10 protein-coding genes are annotated in these 12484 nt (G+C 65.6%); 9 read left to right on the top strand and 1 reads right to left on the bottom strand.

Going from position 1 to position 12484, the window contains the following annotated elements; genetic code table 11:
- Positions 1 to 54 precede the first annotated feature (54 nt).
- From VF34_RS11480 to VF34_RS25575, 3 genes are all read left to right on the top strand, one after another.
- Positions 55 to 1887: a multicopper oxidase family protein gene (locus tag VF34_RS11480; protein ID WP_032373783.1), complete on the top strand. Its 1833-nt coding sequence runs from the start codon at positions 55 to 57 to the stop codon at positions 1885 to 1887.
- A gap of 148 nt (positions 1888 to 2035) precedes the next feature.
- Positions 2036 to 2440, top strand: coding sequence for a DUF6855 family protein (locus VF34_RS11475; protein WP_032373784.1), 405 nt, complete (start codon positions 2036 to 2038; stop codon positions 2438 to 2440).
- Positions 2441 to 2488: 48 nt separating this feature from the next.
- A complete protein-coding gene (locus VF34_RS25575; RefSeq protein WP_052062962.1) occupies positions 2489 to 4300 on the top strand; it encodes an HNH endonuclease signature motif containing protein in 1812 nt (603 codons plus the stop codon).
- 27 nt (positions 4301 to 4327) lie between these two features.
- On the opposite strand, the gene VF34_RS11460 is transcribed toward VF34_RS25575, so the two are convergent.
- Complete coding sequence (locus tag VF34_RS11460; RefSeq protein ID WP_032373785.1) at positions 4328 to 5215, bottom strand: polysaccharide deacetylase family protein; 888 nt, start codon at positions 5213 to 5215, stop codon at positions 4328 to 4330.
- A gap of 490 nt (positions 5216 to 5705) precedes the next feature.
- Here VF34_RS11460 and VF34_RS11455 point away from each other — a divergent pair, with 490 nt between their 5' ends.
- From VF34_RS11455 to VF34_RS11430, 6 genes are all read left to right on the top strand, one after another.
- Positions 5706 to 6311 carry a TetR/AcrR family transcriptional regulator gene (locus VF34_RS11455; protein WP_371128968.1) on the top strand — a complete coding sequence of 202 codons (606 nt, stop codon included), beginning with the start codon at positions 5706 to 5708 and terminating at the stop codon, positions 6309 to 6311.
- Positions 6308 to 7816, top strand: coding sequence for a flavin-containing monooxygenase (locus VF34_RS11450; protein ID WP_045841446.1), 1509 nt, complete (start codon positions 6308 to 6310; stop codon positions 7814 to 7816). Before VF34_RS11455 ends, VF34_RS11450 begins: the two co-directional genes overlap by 4 nt.
- The gene (locus VF34_RS11445) at positions 7813 to 9504 is read left to right on the top strand and encodes a GMC oxidoreductase (RefSeq protein WP_032373786.1); all 1692 of its coding nucleotides are present in this window, start codon (positions 7813 to 7815) and stop codon (positions 9502 to 9504) included. The genes VF34_RS11450 and VF34_RS11445 overlap by 4 nt, the downstream gene beginning before the upstream one ends.
- Positions 9504 to 10139 carry a hypothetical protein gene (locus VF34_RS11440; protein WP_032373787.1) on the top strand — a complete coding sequence of 212 codons (636 nt, stop codon included), beginning with the start codon at positions 9504 to 9506 and terminating at the stop codon, positions 10137 to 10139. The genes VF34_RS11445 and VF34_RS11440 overlap by 1 nt, the downstream gene beginning before the upstream one ends.
- A gap of 174 nt (positions 10140 to 10313) precedes the next feature.
- A complete protein-coding gene (locus VF34_RS11435) occupies positions 10314 to 11846 on the top strand; it encodes a catalase (RefSeq protein WP_027494511.1) in 1533 nt (510 codons plus the stop codon).
- Between the two features lie 139 nt (positions 11847 to 11985).
- On the top strand, positions 11986 to 12459 hold the full coding sequence (locus VF34_RS11430; RefSeq protein WP_027494510.1) for a Dps family protein: 474 nt from the start codon (positions 11986 to 11988) through the stop codon (positions 12457 to 12459).
- The last annotated feature ends 25 nt before the right edge of the window (positions 12460 to 12484 follow it).

Genomic DNA, 12484 nt, shown 5'->3' with positions numbered 1-12484 from the left:
GAGCCGACCAGCACATAGTATGGGCCCCATCACAACCAGGAGGAAGGTGGCCGGGTGAGCGGCTCCGTGTCCAGACGCACCGCCCTACGTGGGCTGGCGGCGGCCGCAGTGGCAGCCGGAGCAGCGGCGATACCCGTGGCGTCGACGACTCGTCGAGCGCTGGCCGACGACTTCTTCCGCGGGCAGAGTCCATTGCTGTTCCATTCGCCGCCGCTGACGCCGTTCCGCGACGAGCTACCGCGCTTGCCGCTGATCAGCGGAACCGAGGTGAGCCTGGACGCGCACAGCGCCACCCACGCATTCCACGCCGATCTCAGGCCCGCGCCTACGTTCGGCTACGGACAGTGCGACTACCTCGGGCCCACCATCGAATCGCAGCAGGGCCAGCCGTGGACGCTGAAGTACTCCAACACCACCGCGGGGAATCCGCTCGCCGCCGACATCGACACCTCGCTGCACGGCATGAGCGAGATGGATCGCACGATGACGCCGACGGCACTGCACCTGCACGGTGCCATCACCGAGCCGGCGAGCGACGGGCACTCCGAGATGCTGGTGCGCCCGGGTGAGTCGATGACGCACAACTTCTCGGGTCTGAACGACGCCGCCGGACTCTGGTACCACGACCACGCCATGTCGATGACGCGCATCAACGTCTACGCGGGCCTGCTCGGGATGAACCTCGTCCGTGATCGGTGGGACACCGGCACATCCGACAACGCCCTGGGTCTACCCTCGGGCGAATTCGAGTTGCCGCTGGTACTCCAGGAAAAGATCATGAACCCCGACGGCAGCATGAGTATCCGCTCCAATATCACCGTGCCGCAGGGTAAATGGGAAGGCGGCGGCACCGGAGACGTCGGTGTCGTCAACGGCAAGATCTGGCCGACGATGGAAGTCGCACGGGGTATGTACCGGCTGCGGCTCGTCAACGCCGGGTCGTACAGCGTGTGGAACCTGTTCTTCACCAACAAGTTACGATTCTGGGTCATCGGAAACGACGGCGGACTGCTCGATGCGCCGGTGGAAACCACCAGTATTCGACTCGCACCCGCCGAACGCGCCGACATTCTCGTCGACTTCGCCGCAGTCGAGTCGGGTGCTCTCGTCGAGCTCCTCAACGACGAGCCGCCGCCGGCGCAAGCCGCATCGCTCGGAGCCGTCCCGATGCCGATGTTCTGTCAGTTCCGCGTCGCGTCCGCGGCGGGGTTCCGGGGCGGCATGCCGTCGTTGCTGCGCGGGGGAAAGGGGCAGCCGGATCTGTTGCCCGCGTTGCCGACCCCCACCTTCACCCGCACCGTCACCGTGAACCAGCCCTCCGGCGGGTTGAACCTCGACATGACGCTGATGAACCTGAACAACCTGCGGTACTCCGACCCGGACATCGAGATGCCCAAGCAGGGCACCGTGGAGATGTGGAACATCGTCAACACGACGGTCGAGCCACACCCGATTCACCTGCACCTAGCACACTTTCGCACGCTTGGCCGTATTCCGATCGACCTCGCCGCGTACCAACGCGACTTCCCGCGGCCGACGTTCGGCACCAAATGGGCTCCGCCGGTGGAGAAGTTCCTCACCGGACCCTCGGTGCCGCCGGCCACCTGGGAAGCCGGGTGGAAGGACACCGTCAACACGTACCCGGGCACCGTCACCCAGATCCTCGTCCGATTCCCGACGGCCGACGAACTCGGCTTCGATCCCGACGCCACCTTCGCGGGACCGGCCGCCCACCACGGCGGTCACGATATGAGCGGTCACGACATGAGTGGTCACGACATGCCGGCTCCGGGGCCGACCGAACTGCAGGGGTACATGTGGCACTGCCACATGCTCGACCACGAGGACCACGAAATGATGCTGCGGTACCGCACCGTCGCTCCGTGACGCACATACCCGGACCCCTGCGGGGTCGGGAGCGGGGTTGCGCTCATGGTCCGGCCGGTCCACACTGACCGAGCCTGTACGGCAATCCCCGTAGGCGGCCGACATTCCTGCCTGTCGGCTGACTGCGTCAACGGAACGGACACCGTCCATGACCAGCAGCGGAACCAGATCCGGCCCGTGGGCTCTCACCACCGCCCCCGGCACCTCGGCATACACCATGTACCGCGATCCCGACCACGAGCCACCTGCCCTCGTGTGCCAGGTGGGGTCGACGACCTTGCGATACCGCATCGAGGCAATCGAAGACCTGTACGGTTGGCTCACCGAACGCGCCGACTGGGTATTACTCGGTGCTGCGGACGAAAAGAAGCCGGCTGCGCCGGACACGGTCGAAGCGTGGGGGCGTTCGCCCGACAATCCGGTCGGCGGTTGGTACGGACTCAGGAACGGATACCGCGGCCGCTTCGGAATGTACTTGCCGCCGTTGCTCGAAGAGCTCGGCCTGGCCGAGCTGACCCACAATGCGCGCAACAACAGCGTGCGTACGTTGTAAGGGGCTCGTCGAAAAAGTCTGTCGGTGGGTGGGTATAGCTTTCGTGGTGTGAAGACATGGGGGGATGTGTTCGAGCTCGGGGACCAGGAATTGGTCTCCGAGCTCGCCGACGTGACCTCTCTCGAAAATGCCCTCGCCGCAACCAGATTGACGTTGCTCGCCGACATCGACCGCCGCGGCTTGGCGATGAAACTCGGGCACTCGTCCGTCACCCGCTGGTACGCGAGGTCGGTGCGCATCACGGACGGGTCAGCAGCCCGCCAGAACGCACTGGGGTACTGGCTGTTCGATCACCCCACCGTGCTCGACGCCCTCGCCGACGGCCGGGTCCACACCGCTCACGCCGCCGCCATCGCCGAGGGATACGACGTCGTTCTGGTGGCCGACCCGACGTTGAATCAGGACCGGCGCAACGGAATAGTCGCCGAATTGCTCGACACCGCGATGCGCAACACCGCCGGCCAAGTGACCTCCCGCGCGCAGGCTTTGGCGCATGCTGCCGCCGACGACGCCCGAGCACGACACGCGAAAGCCGAGAAACAACGACGAGAGCAGGAACAGCAGGAACAGGAACGCCACGATCAGGAGCGGCGAAAAGACGATACAGCGACCACTAGCGGCACGCCTCCCGATCCGGAACCACCTGCGCCCGAGCCTGTTCCACCGACGCCTGCACCGCGACCGGTGTCGGAGAACCTAGACCTGAACCGATTCGACCTGCAAGCTCTGGCCAACGGCCGCTTCCAGGTCGGCGGCAACATCGACCGACTCCTCGCCGAGAAGCTTCTCACCGCTCTGTCGCCGTTGACGGCACCGCGACCCGGTCCCGGCGGTGAACGCGATCCACGCAGCCCGTCGAAGCGCCGGGCCGATGCACTCGATCAGATCCTCGACCGACACCTCCGCGGCGGCACCCACGGGTCGGCGGGCGGGTCGCGGGCGTCGGTGCACCTGATCGTTCCCCTGCGGGACTTGCTCGCCCACGACGGTGACAAGCAATCCGATAGCGGTGCAACGGATTCGGGCGACACCGATTCGGTCGCGAAGAGCGCCTCGAACGGCGGCGACAGCAACGGCTCGCGTCCGGATGGAGTGGCTCGAGGGGATATCGCTGCTCGCGGCGGCCGAGCAGCTGGATGTAATGGTGCCGGGAACAAGCTTTTCCCCGAGCCGGGCGACACTGGTCCTCGCAACAAAACAGCGACGGGTGGTGATGGTGGCGGTGGTAGTAGCGCCGGGCATAGGTCTGCCTCCAGCCCAGGGAGTATGGCTGCTCGCGGCGCAGCAGCGTCCGGTGGTGATGGTGGCGATGTCGACCGTGCCGGGCGGAAGTCTGTTCCCGAGAGGGGAGGCGCTGCTGCTCGCAACAAAGCAGCAGCCGGTGGTGCTGGTGCCGGGCAGAAGTCTGTCCCCAAGCCGGGCGACGCGGACTGGCCGTTCCACCTCGACTGGACCGGCCCCATCAGCCGCTTCCTCGCCGAACTGGTCACCTGCGACGCCGACCTCACCCCCGTCATCGTCGACCACCACGGCGTACCACTCGCGCTCGGACGAACCACCAGACTCGCCAGCGACGACCAACGCATCGCCCTGACCATCCGCGACACCTGCTGCGTCATGTGCGGCCGCCCCGCACAGTGGTGCCAAGCCCACCACATCAGATTCTGGGAACACGGCGGCCCCACCGACCTGAACAACCTCGCGCTCGTCTGCGGAGAATGCCACCGCCTCGTCCACCACAGCGACTGGCAGCTCATCATGGGCGACGACGGACACCCGTACGCGATCCCGCCGGAATCCGTCGACCCCAGACAGCACCCCCTTCCCAGCTACCACCGACGAAAACAACGAGCCGCCTGACTCCACGCCGACAGCGGTCCAGCCGATCTATCGGACGGGAGGTACAACCGTGCGGTAGTGCGCCGCGATGTCGCCGGGGGTGGTGAACCAGACGCCGTCGTTGTTGGCGGTCAGGTGCTCGAGTGCAGCACGGAACCGTCGAAGTCGGTAAGGCTGCCCGGTGAGGAAGGTGTGCACGGAAATCGCGAGCACCACCGGTTGCCTTGCCGAGTTCTCCTTCAGCTCGTCGAAGCTTCCGATGATGTTGTGCTCGAACGCTTCTGCGGTCTGATGGTGATGGACGAACATCGGCAGATCGTTGATCTCGTGGGGATACGGGACGCTGAGCAGCGGGCCGCCGCGGGTCTGTAGCCACACCGGTTGGTCGTCGACGGGCCAGTCCAAGGTGTACTGGTAACCGCGCTCCGCGAGGAGGTCCTCGGTGACGCGGCTCGGGTTGGCACCGGGGCTCATCCATCCTCGGGGCGGTGCTCCCTCGTGTCGTTCGATCGCGGCGGTGACATCCTCGATGGAGCGACGTTCGGTGTCCTCGTCTTGATCGTTCGGTTGCACCGCGTTCGTTCGGCCGTGTGCGACGACCTCGGCGTCGAGTGCTCGGAACGCCGCGGTCAGCTGCGGGGCGTGCTCGTAAACCTCAGTATTGACCAGCAGTGTCGGCCGAATTTGGCACTGCTGCAATGTCTCTGCGATGCGGAAGCCGCCGACGCGGTTACCGTATTCACGCCAGCCCCAGTTGTACGTGTTGGGCTGGTCCATCGCAGGCGTGTAACCGAGGCCGGGCTGCCCGTCGTCGTACGGAAAGTGCTCGCAGTTGACCGCGACGTACACCGCGAGCCGCGCCCCGCCCGGCCACTCGAACCGCGGCCGATCGACGATGGGGGAGTACTCGAAGCGGCCGTGCGAGGGGAGAGCCATGGCCGGGGTATTGCCCGCGGCGAGTCGGCACAAACTGTCGGTCAGTCGGTGTGAGTCGCGACGTCCACCAGGTGTGCGATCTGTGGGTCCCGTGGCTCGAACACCTCGAACACTTAGATTGCCGCCAGCTGCGGTGCCAGCTCTTTCAGCGTCGCGATCAGTTCGTCGTGAGCCTCGGTCCCGGGTTCCACGTCGCGGAGCGCGTGCGCATTCGCGACGAACGCCGCCACGGTGCCTTTCCTTATCCGGAGTCCGTCGAACGAGGATCATTCGTTGGAAGTGCCTCCTGGGGACGCACCGAATTACCGGTCACGGTGGATCCTTTCCGTCGACGTGAGACGTGCCCGCCCCCCGGGAACGTGGGTGTGCCCGATATCCGCGCGACGATTGGCTCTCGCGATGGCGGGGTCTTCGTTCGAGATCGGAGTGATGAGCGCAGTTGTGACAAAACTTAAAGTCAGGCTGGACTGTTTGTTGTTTTGGCGCTACTGTGCGAAGTGTGACTACCGACACAGAGCTCAGCGACGGCGCGCCTACCCCGCGCCGCACGCAGGCCGAACGCACCGCGGGGACCCGCGCAAAGTTGCTCGATGCAGCCATCGAGTGCCTCGTCGAGCTGGGTTTCTCGAAGACCAGCACGCAGGAGATCGCGCGGCGTGCCGGAGTATCCCGTGGAGCGCAGCTGCACCACTTCCCGACCAAGGAGACGTTGGTGACCGCTGCCGTCGAGCATCTCGTCGACCGCCGCCTGTCCGAAATCTTGGAAGCCGAGCCCGATCCGGAACGCGGACCCGAGATCCTCGTCGACGCGTTCTCGGGCCCGCTGTTCTATGCCGCGCTCGAGCTGTGGGTCGCGGCACGTACCGATCCGGCTCTGCACGAGGCCATGGTTCCGCTCGAACGACGCGTCGCCGAGGCCATCCAGAGCGGCGCTCAGATCGTCATGGGTAGCCGCATGTCCACCGAGTCCATCGAGCTCAGCGTCGAGCTGGCACGCGGGCTCGCTGTATCGGCTCTGTTCCGTACCCCCGAAGCCGACGCGCAGCTGCGCGGACGGCTCCTCCCCGTCTGGTCCGAAAAGGTGATGGACTCGTGAATTCCGCACTGCCCCAACAACTCGACGTGCTCGTCGTCGGAGCCGGTTTCGCCGGTCTCGCCGCGGTGGCGAAGATCCTCGCCGCCGATCCGAGTGCCGACGTGACCGTCATCGAGCGAGCGTCGGAGGTGGGCGGCACATGGCGGGACAACACTTACCCCGGGTGTGCGTGCGATGTCCCGACGTCGCTGTACTCGTTCTCGTTCGCGCCGAGCCCGAAGTGGAGTCACACCTTCGCGCGCCAACCGGAGCTGTTCGACTACCTCCAATCGGTGGTCGATCGGCTGAACCTGCGGGATCGCATCGTCGCCGATTGCGAACTGCTGTCGGCCGATTGGAGTGACACGGACCAGCGGTGGACCGTGCAGACCTCGAAGGGCGCGGCGAGCGTCAGAGTTCTCGTGGCTGCCACCGGCGCACTGTCGACGCCGAAGATCCCGGACGTCCCGGGCATCGACACATTCCAGGGAACTGTGTTCCACTCCGCGACGTGGAACCACGAGCACGATCTCACCGGAGAGCGCGTCGCCGTGATCGGCACCGGAGCGTCGGCGGTGCAGTTCGTGCCCGAGATCGTCGACAAGGCCCAGCGGCTCACCGTCTTTCAACGCACACCGGCCTGGGTCATCCCGCGCCTGGACCGCACCATCGGCCGGGTCGAGCGGACTCTGTACGAGAAGGTCCCCGCGGCTCATCGCGCGGTTCGCGGCATCATCTACGGGTACCGCGAGGCATACGTGACCGTTCTGGCCGACAACCCGTGGATGTTGCCCGCCGTCAAGGCATTCGCGAAGGCCAACCTGAAGCGTCAGGTCAAGAACCCGACGAAGAGGGCGGCTCTGACCCCCGACTACGCACCCGGCTGCAAACGTCTTCTGCTGTCCAACGATTGGCTGCGGACGCTGGATCGACCCGACGTCGACTTGGTGACATCGGGCCTGACGTCGGTGACCGAGAACGGCGTCGTCGACGCGTCGGGCCGCAACTACGAGGTGGACACCATCATCTTCGCGACGGGGTTCACCCCGACCGAACCGCCGGTGTCGCACTTGTTGCGCGGCAGCGATGGTCGTACTCTCGCGGAGCGCTGGGGCGGTAGCCCGCAGGCCCACCTGGGCACCACCGTCGCCGGGTTCCCGAACCTCTTCCTGATGTACGGCCCCAACACCAATCTCGGGCACAGTTCGATCGTCTACATGCTCGAGTCGCAGGCCAATTACGTCGTCTCGGCGCTCAGTGAGATGCGGGACCACCGGGCAACCGCCGTCGAGGTGTCCGAATCCGCTCAGCAGCAGCACAACTCGTGGGTCGACTCTTCTCTCGACGGCACAGTCTGGAATGCCGGCGGCTGCTCGAGCTGGTACCTCGACGCCAACGGACGTAACTCGACGATGTGGCCCACGTACACGTTCCGGTTCCGCAACAAGACGCGAACGTTCGACACCTCGAATTACCGACTCGTCTCCGACACCCGTGAATCAGACAAGAAGGCGGTTTCCGCATGAGCGACTACGACGTACTGATCATCGGCTCCGGGTTCGGCGGCAGCGTTGCCGCGCTGCGGGCCGTCGAGAAGGGCTACCGGGTGGCGGTGCTGGAATCCGGCCGACGGTTCGCCGATCACGAATTGCCCAAGACCAGTTGGCGTTTGCGTAAGTACCTGTGGGCTCCGGCGCTCGGCTGCTACGGCGTCCAACGTATCCATCTGTTGCCCGACGTGCTGGTGATGGCGGGGGCAGGCGTCGGCGGAGGCTCGCTCAACTACGCCAACACGCTGTACCAGCCGCCGACGAAGTTCTTCGAGGACCCGCAGTGGGGTGCCATCACGGACTGGAAGCGTGAGCTGAATCCGTACTACGACCAGGCGCGTCGGATGCTCGGGGTCGAGACGAACCCGACGATCACTGCCTCGGACAAGGTCATGAAGGAGGTCGCCGAGGACATGGGCGTGGGCGACACGTTCACCTCGACTCCGGTGGGCGTCTACTTCGGTGACCGTGGCAAGACCGCACCCGACCCGTTCTTCGGTGGTGCCGGCCCCGAGCGGACCGGGTGCACCGAGTGTGGTTCGTGCATGACGGGTTGCCGCGTCGGCGCGAAGAACACCCTCGTCAAGAATTACCTGTATCTCGCCGAACGTGCAGGCGCACACATCCTTCCGCTGACGACCGTCGTGGACGTCCGCCCGAACGGCAGCGGCTACGACGTGGTGACGCGCCGCACCGGCGGCAAGCTGCGCCGCAAGGAGAAGACGATCACCGCCGATCAGGTGGTCTTCTCGGCGGGCACCTATGGAACGCAGAAGCTCATGCTCGCCGCGAAGGAGAAGGGCTCGTTGCCGCGGCTGTCGAACAAGATCGGTTCGTTGGTACGTACCAACTCCGAGGCCGTACTGGCCGCAACGGCGCGCGGACGCGAGGTCGACTACCACGAGGGAGTGGCGATCACCTCGTCGTTCCACCCGGACGATCACACGCACATCGAACCGGTGCGATACGGCAAGGGCAGCAACGCGATCGGGCTGCTGCAAACCGTTCTCAGTGACGGCGGCGGCAAGGTGCCGCGGATTCTCAAGACGCTCGGAGTGGCGCTGCGTCACCCCGGCGCGGCGGCCCGCAGTCTGTCGGTCCACAGGTGGTCCGAACGCACCGTCATCGCTCTGGTGATGCAGACCGACGACAACTCCCTCGAGCTGGGCTCGAAGAAGGGGCCGTTCGGGCGTCGACTGACGAGTCGGCCCGGGGCGGGCGATCCCCCGCCGCAGTGGATTCCGCAGGGGCACACGGCCATCAGGTTGCTCGCCGACAAGATCGGCGGCGATCCGGGCGGGTCGATCGCCGAGATCGTCAACATTCCGATGACCGCGCACTTCCTCGGCGGCTGCGCCATCGGTGATTCACCGAACACCGGTGTGATCGACGGCTACCAGCGGGTGTACGGGTACGAGGGCTTGCACGTGCTCGACGGGTCTGCCGTCAGCGCCAACCTCGGCGTCAATCCGTCTCTGACCATCACCGCGCAGGCCGAGCGGGCAATGGCGTTGTGGCCCAACAAGGGTGAGCCGGACCGTAGGCCTGCCGTCGGCTCGGGTTATGTCGAGGTGGCACCGGTTCAGCCGTCCAACCCGGTGGTGCCGGTGACCGCGCCGGGCGCGCTGCGCCTGCCGCTGACCGTCGTGGGGAGGGACTCCTGATGTGGAGCGTCGCCGAGTCGGAGACCGAGCGCACCGATTGGCCGGTCAGCCCCGCAGCGCCGTGGCCGGCGAACGTCCGGGCCACGATCTGGTGGCATCGCGCCCGGTCGTCGGATTTCGCTCCCGCCGGCGCGAAGACGTTGCCGATCACGATGTGCATGGTCGTCGACTACATGACGTCACCCGTCGGTCCCTACCGCGAGATACTGGCGAGCCCGGTGTTGCGCCGGGACGTCGGAAAGATTCCGCGCATGTCGGTGCCGTTCATCGCCGTCGATTCCGCGACGTCGGTGCACGGCGGCAGGACCAACTGGCATCTGCCCAAGGTGCTGGCCGAGTTCGACGGCGACGTGCTGAACAAGGCCGGGGTCAGCGGTGGGGACTGGTCGGTGCGGACCGGCTCCCGCGGCTTCGGGCCCGCATTTCCGATGCGCGGATCGATCGGGTTCGCGCAGCCGGTGCCCGGCGGATCGGCTCTGGGCGTCGCGAGCTTGAAGGGGAAAGCCAGGTTGGCCCGAGTGCAGGTGGATGCGTCGGGGCCGACGCTCGATCGCTGGATGCCGTCGGGCACGTATTTCGGGTTGCAGATCGTGTCGGGTTCGATGCGGACGGGTGAGGCGCGGCTGGTGCCCTGACGGCAATCCTTTTCTTGACTTAGTACAGATTGATGGCATGCTGGTGGTCGAGCTCGAGGGTTTATGCCGCGTGAGTACGGGCATTCCCCATGAGAATCCGGCCGCGCCCTCGGCCGCACAGATTTCGTCCGGGACAGCCCTCTCGGACTCGATACAGCCATCAGGAGGCTTCGTATGACCAAGCCGACCACCAGCAAGCCCACCACCAGTAACTCGGGAATCCCCGTAGCCAGCGACGATCAGTCGCTCACCGCCGGCGCACAGGGCCCGATCCTGCTGCACGATCACTACCTGATCGAGAAGATGGCGCAGTTCAACCGCGAGCGAGTCCCGGAGCGCGTCGTGCATGCCAAGGGCGCGGGCGCGTTCGGCGAGCTCGAGATCACCGGTGACATCAGCAAGTACACCAAGGCGAAGGCGTTGCAGCCCGGCGCGAAGACCGAGATGCTGGCACGGTTCTCCACCGTCGCCGGCGAGCAGGGTAGCCCCGACACCTGGCGTGATCCGCGCGGCTTCTCGCTGAAGTTCTACACCGAGGAAGGCAACTGGGACCTCGTCGGCAACAACACGCCGATCTTCTTCGTCAAGGATCCGATCAAGTTCCAGGACTTCATCCGCAGCCAGAAGCGCATGCCCGACTCCGGTCTGCGTGACAACAACATGCAGTGGGACTTCTGGACCCTCTCGCCCGAGTCGGCGCACCAGGTCACGTGGCTCATGGGTGACCGCGGCATCCCGAAGTCGTTCCGCCACATGGACGGTTTCGGTTCGCACACGTACCAGCTCATCGCCGAGGACGGAACGAAGACCTGGGTGAAGTTCCACTTCAAGACCGATCAGGGCATCGACTTCCTGACGCAGGACAAGGCCGACGAGGTTGCGGGTACGTCACCCGACCACCACCGTCAGGACCTGTTCGGGTCCATCAAGAACGGCGACTTCCCCAGCTGGACCCTCAAGGTCCAGCTCATGCCGTACGACGAGGCCGAAAACTACAAGTACAACCCGTTCGATCTCACCAAGGTCTGGTCGCAGAAGGATTACCCGCTCATCGAGGTCGGCAAGATGACCTTGAACCGGAACCCGGAGAACTTCTTCGCACAGATCGAGCAGAGCTCGTTCGAGCCGTCCAACACCGTGCCCGGCATCGGCTTCAGCCCCGACAAGATGCTGCTCGGCCGCGTGTTCTCCTACGCGGACGCGCATCGTTACCGCATCGGAGCGAACTATGCGCAGCTGCCGGTCAACGCCCCGAAGTCCGAGGTCAACTCGTACTCCAAGGACGGCAACATGCGGTACTCGTTCAACTCTCCGGAGACGCCCGTCTACGCGCCGAACTCCTTCGGCGGTCCGTCGGCGGACACGAACAAGTACGGCGACGACGGAGCGTGGGACTTCGAGCCTCGCTTCGTCCGCACCGGCTACATCGAGCACCCCGAGGACGGCGACTTCGTCCAAGCTGGAGCCCTCGTCCGCGAGGTCATGGACGATGCGCAGCGCGAGCGTCTGGTCGGGAACATCGTCGGACACGTCCTCAACGGCGTCAGCGAGCCGGTTCTGAGCCGAGTGTTCGAGTACTGGACCAACGTCGACCCCGAGCTCGGCAAGAAGGTCGAGGAAGGTGTTCGGTCGCAGCAGAACGAGACCGCTCCCACCACCGGTGCCGGCGCGATCGACGATCCTGCCGACGAGGCCGCCAAGGTCTGATCCGGACGTTCCTAGGATCGGCGTCACAACGACGCCGATCCCGGAACAACCGGCGCGGCGCCGCCGTTGTGCAATACAGACGGAAGCACAATAATGGCGTGCGATGCACACCGTCGTACAACGGCAGGGAGGCCACATCATGACGAACCCCATCACCAGCACCCTCGACGCAGGTCAGCAGAAGATCGCGGGCGACGCTCTGCAGGGCACCGTCGTCGACCTGATCGATCTCTCGCTCATCGCGAAGCAGGCGCACTGGAACGTGATCGGCAAGAACTTCCGGTCCGTGCACCTCGAGCTCGACGAACTGGTCACTGCTGCACGTGAATTCACCGATCAGGCGGCCGAGCGCGCCACCGCGATCGGTGTCAGCCCGGACGGCCGGGCAGCCACCGTCTCCTCGACGGCCGGAACCAAGGGCTTCGGTGCCGGGTGGACCCAGGACAGCGAAGTGGTGCCGGCCATCGTCGACAACATCGCTGCCGTCGTCGACCGGCTGCGTGGACGCGTCGCCGATACCGCGGAAGCCGACCCGGTGACGCAGGACCTGCTCATCGCCATCACTGCTCGGCTCGAGCAGCTGCACTGGATGTGGCAGGCCCAGGCCAGCTGAAACCTGAATTCGATGCGGGCCCCTC

Origin of the sequence: Rhodococcus sp. PML026, from assembly GCF_000963615.1 — a bacterium.
GTDB lineage: Bacteria > Actinomycetota > Actinomycetes > Mycobacteriales > Mycobacteriaceae > Rhodococcoides > Rhodococcoides fascians.
The sequence above is the reverse complement of the archived record's forward strand: the minus strand, read 5'-3'. Positions and strand labels throughout refer to the sequence as shown.